Here is a 20,634-nt window from a genome sequence, read left to right as displayed (position 1 = left end):
ATCCTCAGGAGACCTGCGATTCGCCCGGCGACAGGGTCAGCACGTCAACGCCGGTCTCGGTGACCGCGATCATGTGCTCCCATTGCGCCGACAGCTTGCGGTCCTTGGTCACCACGGTCCAGCCATCCGGCAGCACCTTGTTGTAACGGGTGCCCTCGTTGATCATCGGCTCGATGGTGAAGGTCATGCCCGGCTGCAGCACCAGGCCCTGCCCCGGGCGACCGTAATGCACCACCTGCGGCTCGTCGTGATAGACCTTGCCGATGCCGTGGCCGCAGTACTCGCGCACCACGCTGAAGCGCTCGCCTTCGGCATAGCTCTGGATCGCGTGGCCGATGTCGCCCAGGGTCGCCCCCGGACGTACCGCGCGGATGCCGCGCCACATCGCTTCGTAGGTGGTCTCCACCAGGCGGCGCGCCATCACCGACGGTGTGCCGACGAAGTACATGCGACTGGTATCGCCGTGCCAGCCATCCTTGATGACGGTCACGTCGATGTTGACGATGTCGCCGTCCTTGAGCACCTTGCCTTCGCTCGGGATGCCGTGGCAGATGACATTGTTGACCGAGGTGCACACGGTCTTGGGGAAGCCGCGGTAGCCGACGTTGGCCGGAATGGCGCCCTGCACGTTGACGATATGGTCATGGCAGATGCGGTCCAGTTCCTCGGTGGTGACACCGGGCTTGACGTGGGGGGTGACGATGTCCAGCACTTCGCTGGCCAGGCGGCCGGCGATGCGCATCATCTCGATTTCCTGCGGGGTTTTCAGATTCACGCTCATGGCGCCCATTATCGCCGATCCGGCCGCAATCTGAACGAACGCCACCCAACTGGACGTTCCCGGCCATGCACAGTTCCGGCAAGGCGAGCGAAAGCGTGATCGCGCCACATTCCGCAGCCCCTGTTTATCACGGATTACAGACACTTGGCGGTCCTAAGCTGGCGCCAGCGTCGCCGAAGCGGCCCCGAACGTGCCGCCTTCGCCTTGTTCAACGGACCTTCGGGTCAAGGAGGTTGTCCATGCGAATCCCACTGCGCTCCTCCCTTGCCGGGGCCATGACCGCGCTGCTGCTGGCCGGCCCGGCGCTGGCGGCCGATACCACCACCTTCAACGTCACCCTCGTGGTCACCAAGGCCTGCACGATCACGGCCGCGGCCGCCACCAACGTCGACTTCGGTACCGCCGCATCGACCACCGCGATACCTACCCTGGGCCAGGGCACGGTGACCGCCCAGTGCTCTGCGCTGACCCCGTATACGATCGCGCTGAACGCGGGTGCGAACGCCGGTACGGCCGGCGACGTCACCACCCGGCGCATGAAGAACACCGACGCGGCGGTGACCGCCAACAACTACGTCGGTTACCAGCTGTACCGCGACGCGGCACACAGCCTGGTCTGGGGGTCGACGACCGGCACCAATACCCAGGCCGGCATCGGCACGGGCCTGGCGGTCCCCTACATCGTCTACGGCCAGATCCTGAACCTGAGCACCAACAACGCGGCCGCCGGCAACTACCTGGACACGATCACCGCCACGATTACTTATTGATGGAGCACGCCTCCATGTCCCGACCCCGCCTGTGGCGCGCCGCCGGCGTGGCGTTGCTCGCCTGCCTGCTGGCCAGCGCCGTGGCCACCTCCGCCGCCACCAGCCTGCAGGTCGCGCCCACCACCCTGCAGCTGGAGCCCCGCCAGCGTGCCGCCGAGCTGTGGCTGACCAACAGCGGGACCGCGCCGGTGAAGGTGCAGGTGCGGGTGTTCCGCTGGGTCCAGCAGGATGGCAGGGAGCAGCTGCTGCCTGCCGATGGGCTGCTGGCAACTCCACCGATGCAGGAACTGGCCGCAGGCCAGCAGCAGCTGGTGCGGGTGATGCGCACGGACAGCGAGGCACCGGCCTCCCAGCAGCATTACCGCCTGATCGTCGACGAAGTGCCGGACCTGGCCACCCGCGCCAGCGGCATGCAGTTCGTGCTGCGCTATTCGATCCCGGTGTTCATCCAGCCGGCCGGGGGCACGCCGGCGCCGCGCCTGCAGGCACGCCTGCTACGGCTGGACGACGGTCGCAGCGGCGTCGAGATCGGCAATTCCGGCGACAGCTACGCGCAGATCGCCGACCTGGCGCTGGGCAGTGTCGAACGCCCGCGTATCGTCCACCCCGGCCTGCTGGGCTATGTGCTGCCCGGCCAGCTGATGCGCTGGCCCGTGGAGCGCACGGCGGTCGACCGGGACAACGACCAGATCACGGCCAAGATCAATGGCGAGTCGACGCAGACACCGCTATCGCCGCCACCGGCTCGCTGAGGCGGTGGTGGGCACGGTGCTCGCTGCCGCGTGGGTTCCCGCGGCTCCGGCCGCCGACGTGTCCGGCATCTCCGGCGTCTCCGCCGATGCCCTGCTGCCTCCCCCGACACCGCTGACGGCCGGCCAGACGCTGTACCTGGACGTCTCGCTGAACAGCACGCCGCGCGGCCTGCTGCCCTTCACTGTAGCACGTGGCCGCCTGCAGGCCAGTCCGGAGGTGCTGCGCCAGCTCGGCTTCAGCGCCACCGGCGATGCACCGGTGTTTCTGGATCAGATCAGCGGCGTGGTCGCGCGCTACGACGCCCAGCTGCAGACACTGGCGCTGGATGTGCCGCTGGACCAGCTGACCCTGCCCACCACCCTGCTCGGCCGCCCGCAGGTGCGTACGCCGGCCGGCAGCGCCTCGCCGGGCCTGCTGCTCAACTACGACGTGTACGGCAGCCGCATCGAAGCACTCGGTAACCTTACCCTGAGCTCGGAACTGCGTCTGTTCGGCATCGGCAGCGGCACCTTCGAGAACACGGCGGTCACCCGTCGCTACCAGCAGCCGGACGACCGTCACTGGCGCAGCGAAAGCGTGCGCCTGGATACGCACTGGACACTGGATTTTCCCGAGTCGGCGACCACGCTGGAGATCGGTGATTTCTACAGCGGCTTTGTCGACTGGACCCGGCCGGTGCGCCTGGGCGGCGTGCAGGTCGGACGCAACTACGGGCTGCAGCCCTACCGCGTGCTGACACCGACGCCCGGCTTCCTGGGCGAGGCGGTGGTGCCGTCAACGGTGGAGCTGTACGTCGACGGGTTGCGCCAGTACAGCGGCCAGGTGCCGGTCGGACCGTTCCAGCTGGCGGCACAGCCGGGCATCAGCGGCACCGGCACCGCGCAGGTTGTGGTGACCGATGCCTTCGGCCGCATGCAGACGCTGGATTTCAGCTTCTATGGCACCCAGCAGCTGCTGGCCAAGGGCCTGTCGGACTGGTCGGTCGGTGCCGGACAACTGCGCGAAGCGTTCGGCGAACGCTCCTTCGAGTACGACAGCCGCACGGTGGCCAGCGCCAGCTGGCGTGGTGGCATCAGCGACACCTTCACCGGCGAAGCGCACGCCGAAGGCGGTGGCGGCCTGCTGCAGGCCGGCGTCGGTGGCTGGTGGCTGGCGGGCGAGGCCGGCGTGTTCAATGCCGCCTATGCGCACAGCCGCCTGCAGGGCCTGCAGGGCGGCCAATGGGCATTGGGCTACAGCTGGAACAACCGCCGCTTCAATTTCAATGTGCGCAGCGTACGCACCCACGGCGACTACCGCGATCTGGGCGCGCTGCAGGACAACCTGCCCCCGCGCATCAGCGAACAGGCCACTGCCGGTCTCGATCTGCTGGGGCTGGGAACGCTGAGCGCAAGCTACCTGCGGCTGCGCTACCCCGATGGCGACGACAACCGCTATGCCAGCCTGTTCTGGTCGCGCACCTGGAGCCAGCGCTGGTCGGCCTACCTCTCGGTCAACCAGAATCTGGACAGCAGCGACGACCGCAACATCTACCTGTCAGTGAGCGCGAGCCTCGGCAACAACCGCCAGGCCAGCCTCTCCAGCCAGCGCAACGGCGACAGCCAGGCCTGGGTGGCCGATATCACCCAGCCGGTCCCCGGCGATGGCAGTGCCGGCGGCATCGGCTGGCGCGCGCAGGTGCGCGGGGGCGACGAGGGCACAGGCGGCCTGGCCGAGGTCGGCATCCTCAACGACGTGGGGCGTTACGCGCTCGGCGCATCGCGCCAGGCCGGCATTGACTACGCCTATGCCAGCGCCAGCGGCAGCCTGGTGTGGATGGACGGGCACACCTTTGCCACCCGCGAGGTCTCCGACGCCTTCGCGGTGGTCAGCACCAGCGGCGTCGCCGGTGTCCCGGTACGGCTGGAAAACCGCCTGATCGGCGTCACCGACGACCGTGGCCTGCTGCTGGTCAGCCCCCTGCTGTCGTGGCAGCGCAACCGGGTCTCCATCGACACTCTCGACCTGCCGGCGGACATGCGCGCCGACCGCGTCGAGGACTGGGTGACACCCCGCCAGCGCGCCGGCACCGGCGTGACGTTCCATCTGCGCTCGCGGCCGTCGCTGACCCTGGTCCTGCAGGACATGGCCGGACAACCGCTGGAGGTGGGCAGCGAAGTGCAGCTGCCGCAGGGTCGCCAGGCCACCGTCGGCTACGACGGCCTGCTGTACCTGGAGGACGTGGCGCCGGGCAGCGTGCTGTACATCACCACCAGCCGCAGCCAGTGCCGGGTGAAGGTGCCGGCCACACCGGAAGTGGCTGCCAGCGGCGCCCGGCCCCGCCCGGCACCGGTACCGTGCATTCCCGAGGTGGCGCCATGAAGGTGCCCCTGCTCGGCCTGCTGCTCGTGCTCGGCCTGCTGGCCGCCACACCGGCGCACGCGGCGGCGGTGTGCACGGCCACCGCCAACCCCACCCTGCCGTTCGGCAACGTCAACAGCAATGCCCCCGGGCCCACCTCGGCCACGCTGAACATCACCGTCACCTGCACGACGGCGGCGCTGAGCCTGCTGGCCACTACCGGCGTGCGCGTGTGCGTGGGCATCGGTGCCGGCAGCGGCGGTGGCAGCAGCAGCACCTGGCGGACCCTGCGCACCAGTACCGGCACCCCTCCCGACACCCTGAACTTCCAGCTCTACAACAATGCCGGCTACAGCCAGGTCACCGGCCTGGTTCCCCGCGGTACGCCGCCAGCGCAGGAGCTGACCATGACCTACAACGTGCCGCTGGTGGTCGGCGGCAGCGGCGCGCAGTCCACCCAGCTGTTCGCACAGATCCCGGCCAACCAGGTGCTGGCCGCGGGCAACTACAGCAGCACCTTCAGCGGCGCCGATGTGGTGCTGACCTGGGCCTGGAACGAAGTGCTGCTCGGCAACGCGACCGTACCGGCCACCTGCAACGGCGGCGCCACCGGTACCAACAGCGCCAGCGCGGCCTTCAGCTTCATCGCGACCGCGACCGTGCTGCCACAGTGCGGCAGCTACCTCACCACCCCTCTGGACTTCGGCAACGTCACCGGCAGCATCACCAGCAACATCGACCGGACCGCCACCCTGACCCTGACCTGCCTGAAGAACACGGCATTCCAGATCGGCCTGGACAACGGCCAGAACAATCCCCCGGCCACCCCGACCCGGCGCATGCGCACCACCATCGGGGGCAGCAGTTACTACCTGGCCTATGAACTGTACCGCGACAGCGCACGCAACCAGCGCTGGGGCAACACGCTCACGGTCGATACCGCCAGCGGAACCGGTACCGGCAGTGCGCAGCAGCTGACGATCTACGGCCGGGTGCCGCCGGTCACCGGCCAGCCGCCGGCAGGTACCTACAACGATGTGGTGCAGGTGACGATCACCTACTGACCGGTGCCGCGAGCACCTGCCCCTACAGATCCGGCGCGCCCGGCCGATAGCGTCCAGCAGGTATCCCGGCACGGTGGATGACAGGTGGTTCGCGCAGTTCCGATCCTGGCGATGATGCTCGCCGCCCCCCTGGCATGGGCCGAGCCGGCAGCCCCGGTGCAGGTGCGCCTGGTCGTAGTGGAAGCCTGCCAGGGCGATGCCGGCGGCCGCGCGTGTGCCGTTCCGCACCAGCGCAGCGATGCCCCGCAGTTGCCGGCACAGCTGCGTGAACTCGCCCCCGCGCCAGCCGCGCCCACCGACGACGCTTCCGCCGCGCCGACATTCATCTACTGATGCCGATGCGCGCACTCCTTGCCCTGTTCCTGCTGCTGCCGGGGCTGCCTGCCGCCGCACTGGACCTGCTGCCCACGACCCTGCAGCTGCCCGCCGAAGGGGGCCGCACCGAACTCTGGCTGCACAACCCCGGCCCCGAGCGCTGGCAGGGCGAGGTGCAGATCCTGGCGTGGGAGCAGCAGCTGGACGCCGAACGGCTGCAGCCGAGCGACCGCATCCTGGCCAGTCCGACCCGACTGGATCTGGCGCCCGGCGCCCGCCAGCGGGTCTGGCTGCTGCCCCGCAGCGCCGTCCCGGTCGCCGCCGAGCAGGCCTACCGTATCGTGCTCGCCCCCGGCAGAAGCAGCCTGCCACGCTACTCGCTGCCGCTGTTCCAGGGTGCGGCTGCGTCGTCAGTGCGCCCGGCCGTGCGTGCCCGCGTCGAATCCAACGGGTCGCAGACTCATCTGCGACTGGACAACCCGGGCCGCCTGCATGCGCGCCTGGACGGGCTTTCATTCGAGTCCGCCGGCGGCCATCGCAGCGTGCTGCTGCCGGGCCTGGCCGGCTATGTGCTGGCAGGACGGGAAAGGCGCTGGACGTTGCCGGCACGCCGCGACGGCTATCTCGGCGGCCGCTTCCGGGCCCGCCTGCAGGACGGCCGGGAGGTCGTTCTGGACGCATGGGACCCGTCAATTGCGGTGAACCCGCCCGCCGGGCTATAATCGCCGGGATGTCCTGCCGCCCTGTGCGCTGGACCCCGTCCACACCGGACGTCACCGGTGAATCCACACCTGCTGCCCCCATCCGTGCCGGGGTGCTCCGCAAGGAGTTCGGCCACGGAGGCAACAGGGAAGCCCAACCCCGGAACCGATCGCGCTTCCACGCGTCCCGCATACCTATACCGCGGGCGGAATCGCTGGTTCCATATCAGGAGTACTGCAATGCCCCAGGTCACCATGCGTCAGATGCTGGAAGCCGGCGTCCACTTCGGCCACCAGACCCGCTACTGGAACCCGAAGATGGCTCCGTACATCTTCGGCGCCCGCGGCAAGATCCACATCATCAACCTGGAAAAGACCGTCCCGCTGTTCAACGACGCGATGAACTTCATCTCGTCGGTTGCCCAGAAGCGCGGCACCGTCCTGTTCCTGGGCACCAAGCGCAGCGCCCGCGAAACCATCAAGGAAGAAGCCGAGCGTTGCGGCATGCCGTTCATGAACCAGCGTTGGCTGGGCGGCACCCTGACCAACTTCCGTACCGTCAAGCAGTCGGTTGCCCGCCTGAAGGAACTGGAAGCCGGTGAAACCGACGGCACCTTCGAGAAGCTGGTCAAGCACGAAGTGCTGGGCCTGCGTCGCGAGCGCGACAAGCTGGAAGCCTCGCTGGGCGGCATCAAGGACATGAACCGTCTGCCGGACGCCATCTTCGTCATCGACATCGGCCACGAAGACATCGCCATCAAGGAAGCCAAGAAGCTCGGCATCCCGGTGATCGCCGTGGTTGATACCAACTACAACCCGGAGCTGGTCGATTACGCCATCCCGGGCAACGACGACGCCATCCGCGCCGTGCAGCTGTACGCCCGTGCCGCCGCCGACGCCGTGCTGGAAGGCAAGGCCGCTGCTCCGCACGCCGCCTCGGTGCGCGAGGAAGAGTTCGCTGAAGCCGCCGCTGAAGGCGAAGAGAAGCCGGCCCGTCGCGCTCCGGCCAAGAAGACCGCCAAGAAGGGCGACGAAGCCCAGGCCTGATCCAGGCCCCGGGGTGGGCCCCAGCGCCCACCCCTCCTGCATGCCGCCCTCGGCGCGTGACAGGACCATGTCATACGGGCCGGCCACCATGCCGGCCCAACCCCTTTCTTTCGTGAGGTAATCCCGTGGAAATCACTGCTTCCCTGGTCAAGGAACTGCGCGAGCGCACCGGCGCCGGCATGATGGAATGCAAGAAGGCGCTGACCGAAGCCGCCGGCGACATCGACGCTGCGGCGGAACTGCTGCGCAAGTCCGGCGCTGCCAAGGCCGACAAGAAGGCTGACCGCGTGGCCGCCGAAGGCCGTCTGGGCCTGGCACAGGACGGCGGCAAGGCCGTGCTGGTCGAAGTCAACTCGGAAACCGACTTCGTCGCCAACGACGTCAACTTCAAGACCTTCGTCGACGCCGTTGCCGCTGCCGCCCTGGCATCGGGCGCTGCCGACGTCGAAGCGCTGAAGACCGCCAAGCTGGCCTCCGGCGAGACCGTCGAAGAAGCCCGCGCCCTGGCCGTGCAGAAGCTGGGTGAGAACATCCAGATCCGCCGCATCGCCAAGGTCGACGGCAACAACACCGTGGGTGCCTACGTCCACACCAATGGCAAGGTCGGCGTCCTGGTGGACCTGGTCGGCGGCGACGCCGAACTGGCCCGCGGCCTGGCCATGCACGTGGCTGCGCTGAAGCCGCCGCACAACAAGGCCGCCGACGTTCCGGCCGACTTCGTCGAGAAGGAAAAGGAAATCGAACTGGCCAAGATGTCCGAGAAGGACAAGTCGAAGCCGGCCGATATCCTGGAAAAGATCATCAGCGGCAAGATCAACAAGATCGTCAGCGAAGTGACCCTGTACGGCCAGGCCTATGTGCTGGACGGCGACAAGACCGTCGAGCAGGTGGTCAAGGCCGCCGGTGCCGACGTCGCTGGTTTCCAGCTGCTGGTCGTCGGCGAAGGCATCGAGAAGGTGGTGGAAGACTACGCCGCCGAAGTTGCCAAGGCGATGCAGGTCTGAGTCCAGCCTTCCGGCTGTGAAGCGACCACAAGGAGCCGCGGGGAACCGCGGCTCTTTTTTTATGCCGTCGGTGAACTTTGCGTTGCGCGCGAATCAGGCCGATACTCGGCGCAGGGAATCCTCAGTCACATAGCAGGATAGAAAGTCGCAGACTGTGATGAATTCCTAGGTATTCTTGCCCTAATGGAATTGAACGATCCGCCATGCCTCCCGAGCTGACAGCTGCCCTGGCGCTCTGCCGCAACCTTCCCTCGCCACCCGGTATTGCCCTGCGCATCATCGAACTGGCCCAGGATCCGGAAGCGGACATCGCCACCGCCGCCGACATCATCGCCATCGACATGGCGCTCAGCGCCCGCATGCTGCGCATCGCCAACTCGCCGCTGTATGCCAGCCGGCGGCGCATCGAGAATCTCGGCCAGGCACTGACCATGCTGGGCCTCAACGCCACCATCAGCCTGGCGCTGGGTTTCACGGTCACCCAGGGACTGACCGGAAGCGGTGCCGATCACGACCTGCGCCAGCGGGCCTGGAAGCGCAGCATCCTCAGTGCACTGGCTGCCAGCCAGCTTGGCCAGGCGCGCGGGCTGCGCCGCCTGGAAGAACTGATGCTGGCCGGACTGCTGCAGGACATGGGCGTGCTGTGCCTGGCCCAGGCCGAAGCCGAGCGCTACCTGCCCCTGCTGCGTGAAGCACGCGACAACCTCGACCTGGTTGCCCGCGAGCGCGACGTGCTGGGCTGCAGCCACGCCGATGTCGGCGCCTGGGTGGCCGAGCAGTGGGGCCTGCCGCGCTACCTGGTGGAGAGCATCAGCCACAGCGAAGACGAGGACGCCGCCGATTCGCCCTTCCAGGCGTGCGTGCAGCTGTCCGGCGCGGTCGCTGACATCTGGCTGGACGGCGACGCCGACGCGGCCCGCGAACGGGCGCTGCAGCAGGTGCATGACCGCCTGGATCTGGACAGCGCCCGCTTCGACCAGGTCCTGGCCCGCATCAGCGATGCCCTGCCTGATATCGCCAGCCTGTTTGAAGCCGGCCTGAATTCTCCGGCGCGGGTGCACGAACTGATCGATCACGCACAGGAGCTGGCCACCCTGCGCAACCTGCGCGAACTGCAGGATGCCGACCAGGCACGGCGACGCGCCGATGAATTCGAGGCGCGCGCCAAGCGGCTGGCCGACCAGGCCCACCGTGACGCGCTGACCGGCGTACTCAACCGGCGCCAGCTGGAAGCGGTGCTGGAGCAGGAATTCCTGCGCGCCGGCCGGCATGGCTGGCCGCTTTCGGTGGCCTTCATCGACCTGGACGACTTCAAGAAGATCAACGACGCCCACGGTCATCTGACCGGCGACGAGGTGCTGCGCGCCTTCGCCGGCAAACTGCAGGGCCAGCTGCGCAACAGCGACACCGTCGCCCGCTTCGGTGGCGAGGAGTTCGTGGCGCTGCTGCCCAATACCAGCGAATCGGTGGCGCTGGAGGTGATCCGGCGCGTGCTGGCGAACATCGTCGCCACGCCGATGGCCGAACTCGAGGGAGGGCCGCTGTTCGTCACCTTCTCCGCCGGCGTGGCCACGCAGGGGGGCTACGAACGCTTCGCCGACGTGCAGGACCTGCTGCGCGCCGCCGATGACGTGCTGTATCGATCCAAGAACCTGGGCCGCAACCGGGTGATTGCCCGCTCCCCCGGCGCGCTGGGCCACGACGAACTGTCCGCCACTGCCGGCCTCGAAGCGGGCTGAACGGGACGCCCCGATGAGCGGGGCGATCCAGCCGATTTTGCGCCGCAGTGCACAAAACACTTTGGCCGGGCGCCGCATGCGCGTAGAATCGCCCGCGATTTCCACGCACCCGAGGTCCCCATGTCCAAGCTCGCCTATCGCCGCATCCTGCTGAAACTCTCCGGGGAGGCGCTGATGGGAGACGAGGACTACGGCATCGACCCGAAGGTCATCAACCGCCTGGCCCGTGAAGTGATCGAGGCCCAGCAGGCAGGGGCCGAAGTGGCACTGGTGATCGGCGGCGGCAACATCTTCCGCGGCGCCGGCCTGGCTGCCGGCGGCATGGACCGGGTCACCGGCGACCAGATGGGCATGCTGGCCACCGTCATCAACGCGCTGGCCATGCAGGACGCCCTGGAGAAGCTGGGCGCCAAGGCCCGCGTGATGAGCGCGATCAAGATCAACGACGTGTGCGAGGACTACATCCGCCGCCGCGCCATCCGTCACCTGGAAAAAGGCCGGCTGGTGATCTTCGCCGCCGGCGTCGGCAGCCCCTTCTTCACCACCGATTCCGGCGCAGCCCTGCGTGCCATCGAGATCGGTGCGGACCTGCTGCTCAAGGCCACCAAGGTCGATGGCGTGTACGACAAGGATCCGAACAAGCACAGCGACGCGGTCCGCTTCGACAGCCTGAGCTACGACGAAGTGATCCGCCGCGGGCTGGAAGTGATGGACACGGCCGCCTTCGCACTGGCCCGCGACAGCGATCTGCCGATGCGGGTGTTCGACATGGGCCAGCCGGGCGAGCTGCTGAAGATCCTCAGCGGCGAGAACATCGGCACCCTGGTCCAGGGCCGCGACCCGGCCTGAGCCTGAGCGCAAGGCGACGCCCGGGCCGATCCAGGCCCGGCAGCGTCCCGTATTCGCCTATAATCGCCCGATTCCAGTTACATCCAGGACCCGGGCGATGCTCAACGACATCAAGAACAACGCGCAGACGCGCATGGCCAAGAGCATCGACGCTCTGAAGCACACCCTCACCTCGATCCGCACCGGGCGTGCTACTCCGGCCCTGCTGGACCGCGTCACCGTCAATGCCTACGGCAATGCCAGCACCCCGCTGAACCAGGTCGCCTCGATCTCCAACGCCGACGCCCACTCGCTGCTGGTCACGCCGTTCGACAAGAGCATGATCAAGGAGATCGAGAAGGGGCTGTACAACGCCGAGTTCACCCCGAATACGCTGGGCACCGCGATCCGCATCAACATGCCGCCGCCGACCGAAGAGCGCCGCAAGGAACTGGTCAAGCAGGTGCAGAAGGAAGGCGAAGGCGCCAAGATCGCGATCCGCAACATCCGTCAGGACGCGAACAAGGAAATCGCCAAGCTGGTCAAGGACAAGGCGATCAGCGAAGACGAGAAGAAGCGCGGCGAAGACGATATCCAGAAGCTGACCGACAGCAACATCAAGGATGTCGACAAAGTCGTCGCGGACAAGGAAAAGGAACTGTTGTCGGTCTGAAGTCGATGCCTTCAGTCCCGCCTCCCCTGCCGGCCGCCCTGCCCCGCCACGTCGCCATCATCATGGATGGCAACGGACGCTGGGCACAGCAGCGCCGCCGCCCGCGCGTGATCGGCCACCGTGCCGGCGCGCGCGCGGTCAACCGCACCATCGAGCGCTGCCTTGAACTGGGCATCCCGGCGCTGACCCTGTTCGCCTTCTCCAGCGAGAACTGGGGCCGGCCGCAGGACGAAGTCGATGCGTTGATGAAGCTGTTCCTGGGTGCGCTCGACCGCGAAGTGGACGAGCTGCACCGCCGGGGCGTGCGCGTGCGCTTCATCGGCGAGCGCGAGCGCTTCGGCGCCTCGCTGGTCAGCCGCATGCAGCTGGCCGAACAGCGCACCGCCGGCAACACCACGCTGACCCTGTCGATCGCCGCCAGCTATGGCGGCCGCCAGGACATCGCCCGCGCGGCGCGCGCACTGGCTGCCGAAGTGGCGGCCGGGCGCCTGCTGCCCGAACAGATCGACGAGGCGCTGCTGGGCCGGCAGATGGCCCTGGCCGACCTGCCGGCACCGGACCTGTTCATCCGCACCGGTGGCGACACCCGCATCAGCAATTTCCTGCTGTGGCAGCTGGCCTACACCGAGCTGTGGTTCACCGAGGCACTGTGGCCGGACTTCGACGCCGCGATGCTGCAACAGGCGCTGGATGCCTATGCGGGCCGTGAGCGCCGCTTCGGCCTGACCAGCGCCCAGATCGCCGCCCTGGCCACCGAGACGTCCAGCCCATGACCAAGACCCGAGTCCTCGCCGCGCTGATCATGGCGCCGGTCGCCATTGCCGCGATCCTGCTGCTGCCGACGCAATGGCTGGCCGCCGCGGCCGCCGCCGTCCTGCTGATCGGCCTGTGGGAATGGCTGAAGCTGGCCGACGTTGAAGACACCCTGGCGCGCACCGTGCTGCTGGTATTGAACCTGCTGCTGATGGTGCTGCTGGTGTGGGCCGACGGCAGTACCCTGGTGCTGTTCCAGATCACCACGCTGGTCGGCGTCGCCTGGTGGCTGGCGGCGCTGGTCTGGCTGCGCTTCTTCAACTTCGGTGCACAGCCGGGCAGCCCCGCGCGCATCCTCAAGCTGCTGGCCGGCACACTGGCTATCGTGCCGGCCTGGGCCGCGCTGGTGCTGATCCACGCCGGCGGCGACCCGCCCGGCCGGCAGGGGCATCTGTGGCTGCTGGCCGCGCTGGCGCTGGTCTGGGCCGCCGATTCGGGCGCCTACTTTGCCGGTCGCCGCTTCGGCAGGCACAAGCTGGCCCCGCGCATCAGCCCGAACAAGACCTGGGAAGGCCTGGTCGGCGGCCTGCTGGCCGGCGTGGCCGTGGCCGTCGGCCTGGGCTGGCTGGCCGGTATCGACCTGGCCCACCTGCCGGGCCTGCTGATCACGTCCGTGGTCGCCGTGCTGGCCTCGGTGCTGGGCGATCTGTTCGAGAGCCTGATCAAGCGCCATGCCGGTGCCAAGGACTCGGGCAACCTGATCCCGGGCCATGGTGGCGTGCTCGACCGTGTCGACGGCGTCCTGGCAGCCGTGCCGGTGTTCGCGCTGGGCAAGGAAATCTTCGGATTCTGACCATGCATGCAGCAGCAGACCTGCGCCGGGTCGCCGTGTTCGGCGCCACCGGATCGATCGGTGCCTCCACCCTGGATGTGATCGCGCGCCATCCGCAGCGCTACCGGGCCACCGTGCTTGCCGCCGGCCGCCAGGTTCAGGCGCTGCTTGCGCTGTGCCGCCAGCATCAGCCCCTGCACGCGGTGATCGCCGACGAGGCCCTGTACCCTGCGCTGCGCGACGGCCTGCGCGAGGCCGGCCTGGCGACCCAGGCCCACGCCGGCCAGGCAGCGCTGGACCAGCTGGCCGCCAGTGACGCCTGCGACACCGTGGTGGCCGCCATCGTCGGCGCGGCAGGGCTGTCCTCGACCCTGGCCGCCGCTGCCGCGGGCAAGCGCATCCTGCTGGCGAACAAGGAATCACTGGTGCTGGCGGGCGAACTGCTGACCCGTACCGCCGAACGTGCCGGGGCCGAGATCATCCCGATCGACAGCGAGCACAGCGCCATCTTCCAGTGCCTGCGCTCGCGCGACGCCAGCCTCGAAGGCGCCGGGGTGCGCCGGATCCTGCTCACCGCCTCCGGTGGCCCGTTCCGTGGCCGCAGCCGCGCCGAACTGGCGCAGGTCACCCCGGCCCAGGCCGTGGCCCACCCGAAGTGGTCGATGGGGCCGAAGATCTCGGTCGATTCCGCGACCCTGATGAACAAGGGCCTGGAAGTGATCGAGGCCCACCACCTGTTCGCCGTGCCGGGTGGACGCATCGAGGTGCTGGTCCATCCGCAGAGCCTGGTCCATTCGCTGGTCGAATTCGTCGACGGCTCGACCCTGGCGCAGATGGGCCTGCCGGACATGCGCACCACCCTGGCCGTTGGCCTGGGCTGGCCGCAACGCATCGCCTCGGGCGTGGCCGGGCTGGATCTGCTGGCGCAGGGCCGGCTGGATTTCGAGGCGCCCGATACCGAGGCCTTCCCCTGCCTGGCGCTGGCCTGGCAGGCGATGCGCGCCGGTGGCACCGCCCCGGCGATGCTGAACGCCGCCAACGAAGAGGCCGTTTCAGCGTTTCTTCAGGGCCGGATCGGTTTCCTGACCATCCCGGCGCTGGTCGCTAACGCTCTTTCAACACTGCCGACCGAGCCAGCCGATACACTGGAGGTCCTGTTGTCCGCCGACCAGCGCGCACGCCTGCTGACCCTGAACGCCATCGACGCCGCCTGAACCGCCCGCCTGCCCAGCCCTGCATGACGACGCCGCCCCTGCCCGCCAACGTGAGCCTGCATGACTGACTTCATCGGATCGGTCTGGTGGATGATTGTCAGCCTGGGGCTGCTGGTCACCTTCCACGAGCTCGGGCATTACTGGGTCGGCCGCCTGTGCGGAGTCAAGGTGCTGCGCTTCTCTGTCGGCTTTGGCCGGCCGCTGTGGTCGCGGCGCGACCGGCATGGAACCGAATTCGCCATTGCTGCGATTCCGCTGGGCGGCTATGTGAAATTCCTCGACGAGCGCGAAGTCGAGGTGCATCCGCAGGAACGCGGCCAGGCGTTCAACCACAAGACGGTCTGGCAGCGCATCGCCATCGTTGCTGCCGGGCCGGTCGCCAACCTGCTGCTGTGCATCCTGCTGCTGTGGGCGATGTTCGTGATCGGCAAGCAGGACTATTCGCCCACCCTCGGCCGCACCAGCGGCATCGCGGCGACGGCGGGGCTCAACAGTGGTGACCGCGTGCTGCGCGTGGACGGCCGCCCGGTCAGCACCCTGGGCGAGGCCAGCATGGCCATGACCGCGGCAGCGATGGACCGTCGTGATGTCACGCTGGACGTGATCGACCGCAGCGATCAGGTGCATGCCCGTACCCTGCCGCTGTCGCAGCTGCCGGCAGGCTTCGATGAACGGCGGGTGCCGATCCTGGCGGGCCTGTACTGGCAGTCATGGCTGCAGCCCGCCCTGGTCGACAGGCTCACACCGGATTCCGTTGTTGCGGGCCAGCTGCAGCCGGGCGACCTCATCGTGGCCATCGACGGGCAGCGCATTGACAGCGTCGACCAGGTGATCGGCGAAATCCAGGCCCTGGGCCGCACCGGCGGCCCCGGCATGATCGAAGTCCTGCGTGGCGGCGAGCGGCTGGCACTGGAAGTGACTCCGCGCCAGGGCAAGGACGGCAAGGGCGAGCCGGTCTGGCAGATCGGCGTCGGTTTCCCCACCACCTACAGCCCGGCCTACGACACCCTGCTGCGTTACGGGCCACTGGACGCGGTCACCGTGGCGGTGCGTGAAACCGGCCGGCTGGCCGCCGACTCGCTGGGCATGATGGCCCGCATCGTGACCGGCAAGGCCTCGCTGCAGAACGTTTCCGGCCCGGTCACCATCGCCCGTGTGGCCAATGTATCGGCCAAACGTGGGCTCGACTGGTTCCTGCAGTTCCTCGCGCTGCTGTCGCTGAGCCTGTGCATCATCAATCTGCTGCCGATCCCGATCTTGGACGGCGGCCACCTGCTGTATTACCTTATCGAGTTGGTCAAGGGCAGCCCGCTGAGCGAGCGTGCCATCGCCGCCGGCCAATACATCGGCCTGGCGTTGCTGGCCGGGCTGATGGGGTTGGCGTTCTACAACGACATCCTCGGCCTGGTCCCGCGATGAACTTTTCCACGTTGTTGCCGTCTACAGCGTCGGCATCCCGCACCAATGAAATCGACCTTCCTACCGGACGTGACATGACGCGACTCCCCAATCGCCGCCTGCTGGCCCTCGCCCTCGCCGCCGTCACCGGCGCTCCCGCCCTGGCCCAGGCAGCCGAGCCCTTCACTGTCAGCGATATCCGCGTCGACGGCCTGCAGCGCATCAGCTCGGGTACGGTATTCACCTACCTGCCGGTGGAGCGTGGCGAGACGGTCACCGACAGCAAGGTCGGCGAAACCATCCGCGCCCTGTACAAGACCGGCTTCTTTGAGGACGTGCAGCTGGACCGCCAGGGCAACATCCTGGTGGTGACGGTCAAGGAACGCCCGGCGATCAACAAGCTGACCGTGACCGGCAACAAGGACATCAAGTCCGACCAGCTGCTCAAGGGCCTGTCCGACATCGGCCTGACCGAAGGTGGCACGTTCGATCGCCTGAGCCTGGACCGCGTGACCCAGGAACTGCGCCGCCAGTACAACGACCGCGGCAAGTACAACGTCGAGATCACCCCGACGGTGAGCCCGCTGGACCGCAACCGTGTGGACATCGCCATCGCGATCAAGGAAGGCAAGGCGGCCAAGATCCGCCATGTCAACCTGGTCGGCACCGAGAAGTACGACAGCAAGGACATCCTGGAAACCTGGGAATCCAAGGAGCACAACTGGGCCTCGTGGTACCGCCGCGATGACCAGTACTCCAAGGAAAAGCTGTCCGGCGACCTGGAAAAGCTGAACTCGTGGTACCTCGACCGTGGCTACGTCGACTTCAGCATCGACTCCACCCAGGTGTCGATCAGCCCCGACAAGCGCGACATGTTCCTCACCGCCGGCGTGACCGAGGGTGAGCAGTACAAGATCTCCGAGATCAAGGTCAGCGGCGACACCATCCTCCCGCAGGAGGACGTGGAGCGCATGGTGATCCAGAAGTCCGGCGACACCTTCTCGCGGGCGCTGCTGGAATTCAGCTCGGACACGATCACCAACTCGCTGTCCAACATCGGCTACGCGTTCGCCAAGGTGAACCCGATCCCGACCACCAACCGTGCTGACCAGACCGTTGCCATCAACATGCAGGTGGTGCCGGGCCCACGCGTGTCGGTGCGTCGCATCGTCTTCCGCGGCAATACCCGCACCTCCGACGAGGTGATGCGTCGCGAAATGCGCCAGTTCGAGAACAGCTGGTACTCGCAGGCCGCGATCGACCGCTCCAAGATCCGCCTGCAGCGCCTGGGCTATTTCGAATCGGTGGATGTGGAAACCCCGGCCGTCAGCGGCAGCAACGACCAGGTCGACGTCGTCTACAACGTCAAGGAAACCACCTCCGGCAGCTTCGTGTTCGGCCTGGGCTACTCGCAGTCCTACGGCATGACCACCTCCGTGCAGCTGTCGCAGAACAACTTCCTCGGCGGCGGCAACCGCGTGTCGGTGGAAGCCTCGCGCAGCAGCTACCTGCAGCGCTATGGCTTCAGCTACACCAACCCGTACTTCACCGATGACGGCGTGTCGCTGGGCTACAACCTGTCCTGGCGCGAACTGGACTACTCCGACTTCAACACCGCGCAGTACAACAGCACCAACGGTGCCGCGCAGGTGGTGTTCGGCGTGCCGCTGACCGAAACCGACTCGGTCTCGCTGATGTTCGGCATCGACAGCAACCAGATCTCGACGTACCAGAACGCAACGCCGCAATCGATCATCGACTACATCAACGCCGTCGGCCGCCGCACCTTCCATGCCTGGCGCACCGAGCTCGGCTGGGCACGCGACTCGCGCAACGACTACTTCATGCCGACCCGCGGTACCTACCAGCGCATCGGCCTGGAGACCACGCTGCCGGGTTCGACCGTCGAGTACTACAAGCTGAACTACCAGATCTCCAAGTACTGGCCGATCATGCCGTCGCTGGTGATCAACACGCGTGCGGAAATCGGCTACGGCGACAGCTACGGCAAGGACACCTCGCGTGATCTCTGCTACACCGCGCCGACCGAGGCCAACCCGAACCCGGTGCAGACCGTGAACTGCAACCCGGGCTCACCGGATTACAGGAAGACGGTCACCGCCAGCGGCCTGCCGTTCTACGAGAACTTCTACGCCGGCGGTACCAACTCGGTGCGCGGCTTCGAGGACAACACGCTGGGCCCGCGCGAAGTCACCATGGGCTATCCGGAGGGCCAGCCGCTGGGTGGCTCGCTGAAGACCGTCGGTTCGATCGAAGCCTACTTCCCGCGTCTGTTCGACAGCCCGTCGGCCCGCGTGTCGGCCTTCGTCGACTTCGGCAACGTCTACAACGGCGCCGACAACTTCAAGGCCAACGAACTGCGTGTGTCCACCGGTGTGGCCCTGCTGTGGCGCGCCCCGGTCGGCCCGATCTCGATCAGCTATGCGTTCCCGCTGAAGAAGGAAGACGACGACAAGATCGAGCGCCTGCAATTCACCTTCGGCGGGCAGTTCTGACGAACCGCCCTGCGGCTCATCGGAACTGCACGCGTATTCCTCCTATCCCCCGCGCCGCTGGCGCGCCCCCCTTAACAGAAGGGGGGCTCTCCACCAGATGGGGTACGAAGCGCCGGGCTCTGCCCGGCGTTTTCGTTTAACCCGGATGGCTGAAGCGCACGATCCGCTTTTGATCTTTTCTGTTTTCCGCGGCTGGCACTCGCGCCACGCTGTCAGAGGTCGGGCGGGTCGGGGCTGCGGGGGTGTGAGCCGCATGGATGCGGCGATCAAGGCTACAGGGACGTACTTGCGCCGTCCCCCGCAGCCCCGACCCGTCCGACCCAGCCCATGAGCCTGGCTCTGCCGGCCGCGAGGGGCCCCGCCGTTGGCTGCACAACTGCCCCCCGCATGACCGCAATGGCGTCACACGTTAAACTCCCGCCGTGAATACTCCCTCCTACACCGCCCAGCAACTCGCCGAGCAGTTCGGCCTGCAGGTCCATGGCGACCCCGCCACCGCCATCCATGGCGTGGCCACCCTCGCCCATGCCGGCCCTGGCCAGCTGACCTTCCTCGCCAATCCGCGCTACCGCACCCAGCTGGCCGACAGCCAGGCCTCGCTGGTGGTGCTGCGTGCCGACGATGCCGAGGCGGCTCCCGGCGCCGCGCTCGTGGCCAAGGACCCGTACACCACCTTCGCCAAGATCGCCGCGCTGTTCGACATCGCACCGACGCGCCCGCCGGGCATCCATCCCAGCGCCGTCATCGATCCCACCGCCCAGGTCGCAGCCAGCGCCCATATCGGTCCGTTCGTGTCCATCGGCGCCCGCAGCGTGGTCGGCGAGAACTGCATCATCGGCACCGGCAGCGTGATCGGCGAGGATTGCAGCCTGGACAACGGCTGCGAACTGATCGCCCGGGTCACCCTGGTCACCCGCGTCCGGCTGGGCAAGCGGGTGCGCCTCCACCCCGGCGCCGTGCTCGGCGCCGATGGCTTCGGCCTGGCGATGGACGCGGGCAGGTGGATCAAGGTGCCGCAGCTTGGCGGCGTGCGCATCGGCGACGACTGCGAAATCGGCGCCAACACCTGTGTGGACCGCGGCGCGCTGGAAGACACCGTGCTGGACGAAGACGTGCGCCTGGACAACCTGGTGCAGATCGCACACAACGTGCAGATCGGCGCGCACTCGGCCATCGCTGGCTGCACCGGCATTGCCGGCAGCGCCAAGATCGGACGTTACTGCCTGCTCGGCGGCCACGTAGGCGTGGTCGGCCACCTGGAGATCTGCGACAAGGTCGTGATCACCGGCAAATCGGTGGTGCGCAACTCCATCCATGAGCCGGGCGAGTATTCGTCCGGCACCCCGTTGACCGACAACCGCACGTGGCGCAAGAACGCCGCGCGCTTCAAGCAGCTCGATACGCTGGCCCGGCGCATCCTGGCTGTGAGCAAGGAGAAAGAATGAACGACACGCTGCAGCTTCCGATCGATGTCCTCCAGATCCAGGAGCTGATCCCGCACCGCTACCCGTTCCTGCTGGTGGACAAGGTCCTCGAGCTGGATGTGGACGCCAAGCGCATCCTTGCCCAGAAGAACGTGAGCATCAACGAGCCGTTCTTCCAGGGCCATTTCCCGGGCCGCCCGATCATGCCCGGCGTGCTGATCATCGAGGCACTGGCGCAGGCCGGCGGTGTGATGACCCAGCTCTCGCTCGGCCGCGATGCGCAGTCCAAGCTGTTCTACATGGTCAAGGTGGAGAACGCCCGCTTCAACAAGCAGGTGGTGCCGGGCGATGTGCTGCTGCTGGACGTGCAGATGAAGCGGCTGATCCGCAACATGGGCTGGTACTACGGCGAAGCCAAGGTCAACGGCGAAGTGGTGGCCTCTGCCGAGGTCATGTGCGCCGGTGCCAAGGGCTGAGCCATA

General features: G+C 67.5%; 19 protein-coding genes. 18 read left to right on the top strand and 1 reads right to left on the bottom strand.

What is annotated here, in order from left to right; genetic code table 11:
* Positions 1 to 4: 4 nt before the first annotated feature.
* A complete protein-coding gene (map, locus tag ACZK08_RS06005; RefSeq protein WP_111185881.1) occupies positions 5 to 781 on the bottom strand; it encodes a type I methionyl aminopeptidase in 777 nt (258 codons plus the stop codon).
* 239 nt (positions 782 to 1,020) lie between these two features.
* Here map and ACZK08_RS06000 point away from each other — a divergent pair, with 239 nt between their 5' ends.
* The 18 genes from ACZK08_RS06000 (at position 1,021) to fabZ (ending at position 20,628) form a co-directional block, all read left to right on the top strand.
* Positions 1,021 to 1,551 (top strand): Csu type fimbrial protein, encoded by a 531-nt coding sequence (locus ACZK08_RS06000; RefSeq protein ID WP_053518329.1) that lies wholly within the window; start codon positions 1,021 to 1,023, stop codon positions 1,549 to 1,551.
* On the top strand, positions 1,551 to 2,303 hold the full coding sequence (locus tag ACZK08_RS05995; RefSeq protein ID WP_065181179.1) for a fimbrial biogenesis chaperone: 753 nt from the start codon (positions 1,551 to 1,553) through the stop codon (positions 2,301 to 2,303). Before ACZK08_RS06000 ends, ACZK08_RS05995 begins: the two co-directional genes overlap by 1 nt.
* Before the next feature lie 7 nt (positions 2,304 to 2,310).
* Positions 2,311 to 4,665 (top strand): fimbria/pilus outer membrane usher protein, encoded by a 2,355-nt coding sequence (locus tag ACZK08_RS05990; RefSeq protein ID WP_065181178.1) that lies wholly within the window; start codon positions 2,311 to 2,313, stop codon positions 4,663 to 4,665.
* Positions 4,662 to 5,708: a Csu type fimbrial protein gene (locus ACZK08_RS05985; protein ID WP_065174699.1), complete on the top strand. Its 1,047-nt coding sequence runs from the start codon at positions 4,662 to 4,664 to the stop codon at positions 5,706 to 5,708. Before ACZK08_RS05990 ends, ACZK08_RS05985 begins: the two co-directional genes overlap by 4 nt.
* 84 nt (positions 5,709 to 5,792) lie before the next feature.
* Positions 5,793 to 6,041 carry a hypothetical protein gene (locus tag ACZK08_RS05980; protein WP_231107710.1) on the top strand — a complete coding sequence of 83 codons (249 nt, stop codon included), beginning with the start codon at positions 5,793 to 5,795 and terminating at the stop codon, positions 6,039 to 6,041.
* Between the two features lie 5 nt (positions 6,042 to 6,046).
* Positions 6,047 to 6,745, top strand: coding sequence for a fimbrial biogenesis chaperone (locus ACZK08_RS05975; RefSeq protein ID WP_065181383.1), 699 nt, complete (start codon positions 6,047 to 6,049; stop codon positions 6,743 to 6,745).
* Positions 6,746 to 6,964: 219 nt separating this feature from the next.
* Positions 6,965 to 7,771 (top strand): 30S ribosomal protein S2, encoded by an 807-nt coding sequence (gene rpsB / locus ACZK08_RS05970; protein WP_053518321.1) that lies wholly within the window; start codon positions 6,965 to 6,967, stop codon positions 7,769 to 7,771.
* 125 nt (positions 7,772 to 7,896) lie between these two features.
* Complete coding sequence (tsf, locus tag ACZK08_RS05965) at positions 7,897 to 8,775, top strand: translation elongation factor Ts (RefSeq protein WP_053518318.1); 879 nt, start codon at positions 7,897 to 7,899, stop codon at positions 8,773 to 8,775.
* A 203-nt stretch (positions 8,776 to 8,978) separates the two neighbouring features.
* Entirely contained in the window at positions 8,979 to 10,514 is a 1,536-nt protein-coding gene (locus ACZK08_RS05960; protein ID WP_053518316.1) for a sensor domain-containing diguanylate cyclase, read from the top strand.
* Positions 10,515 to 10,634: 120 nt separating this feature from the next.
* Complete coding sequence (pyrH, locus tag ACZK08_RS05955) at positions 10,635 to 11,363, top strand: UMP kinase (RefSeq protein WP_053518314.1); 729 nt, start codon at positions 10,635 to 10,637, stop codon at positions 11,361 to 11,363.
* 97 nt (positions 11,364 to 11,460) lie between these two features.
* Positions 11,461 to 12,015 (top strand): ribosome recycling factor, encoded by a 555-nt coding sequence (gene frr, locus ACZK08_RS05950; RefSeq protein ID WP_053518312.1) that lies wholly within the window; start codon positions 11,461 to 11,463, stop codon positions 12,013 to 12,015.
* Positions 12,016 to 12,020: 5 nt separating this feature from the next.
* Positions 12,021 to 12,788 (top strand): polyprenyl diphosphate synthase, encoded by a 768-nt coding sequence (uppS, locus tag ACZK08_RS05945; protein WP_065174698.1) that lies wholly within the window; start codon positions 12,021 to 12,023, stop codon positions 12,786 to 12,788.
* Positions 12,785 to 13,621 (top strand): phosphatidate cytidylyltransferase, encoded by an 837-nt coding sequence (locus ACZK08_RS05940; RefSeq protein WP_053518308.1) that lies wholly within the window; start codon positions 12,785 to 12,787, stop codon positions 13,619 to 13,621. Before uppS ends, ACZK08_RS05940 begins: the two co-directional genes overlap by 4 nt.
* A 2-nt stretch (positions 13,622 to 13,623) precedes the next feature.
* Positions 13,624 to 14,814, top strand: coding sequence for a 1-deoxy-D-xylulose-5-phosphate reductoisomerase (gene dxr / locus ACZK08_RS05935; RefSeq protein WP_065181177.1), 1,191 nt, complete (start codon positions 13,624 to 13,626; stop codon positions 14,812 to 14,814).
* 60 nt (positions 14,815 to 14,874) lie between these two features.
* A complete protein-coding gene (rseP, locus tag ACZK08_RS05930; RefSeq protein ID WP_065181176.1) occupies positions 14,875 to 16,233 on the top strand; it encodes an RIP metalloprotease RseP in 1,359 nt (452 codons plus the stop codon).
* Positions 16,234 to 16,307: 74 nt separating this feature from the next.
* The gene (gene bamA, locus ACZK08_RS05925) at positions 16,308 to 18,728 is read left to right on the top strand and encodes an outer membrane protein assembly factor BamA (RefSeq protein WP_065181175.1); all 2,421 of its coding nucleotides are present in this window, start codon (positions 16,308 to 16,310) and stop codon (positions 18,726 to 18,728) included.
* 422 nt (positions 18,729 to 19,150) lie between these two features.
* On the top strand, positions 19,151 to 20,173 hold the full coding sequence (lpxD, locus tag ACZK08_RS05920) for a UDP-3-O-(3-hydroxymyristoyl)glucosamine N-acyltransferase (protein ID WP_065181174.1): 1,023 nt from the start codon (positions 19,151 to 19,153) through the stop codon (positions 20,171 to 20,173).
* Positions 20,170 to 20,628 carry a 3-hydroxyacyl-ACP dehydratase FabZ gene (gene fabZ, locus ACZK08_RS05915; RefSeq protein ID WP_053519893.1) on the top strand — a complete coding sequence of 153 codons (459 nt, stop codon included), beginning with the start codon at positions 20,170 to 20,172 and terminating at the stop codon, positions 20,626 to 20,628. Before lpxD ends, fabZ begins: the two co-directional genes overlap by 4 nt.
* The last annotated feature ends 6 nt before the right edge of the window (positions 20,629 to 20,634 follow it).

The sequence above is a fragment of the Stenotrophomonas sp. 112478_Sma genome (genome assembly GCF_056479905.1).
The sequence above is the reverse complement of the archived record's forward strand: the minus strand, read 5'-3'. Positions and strand labels throughout refer to the sequence as shown.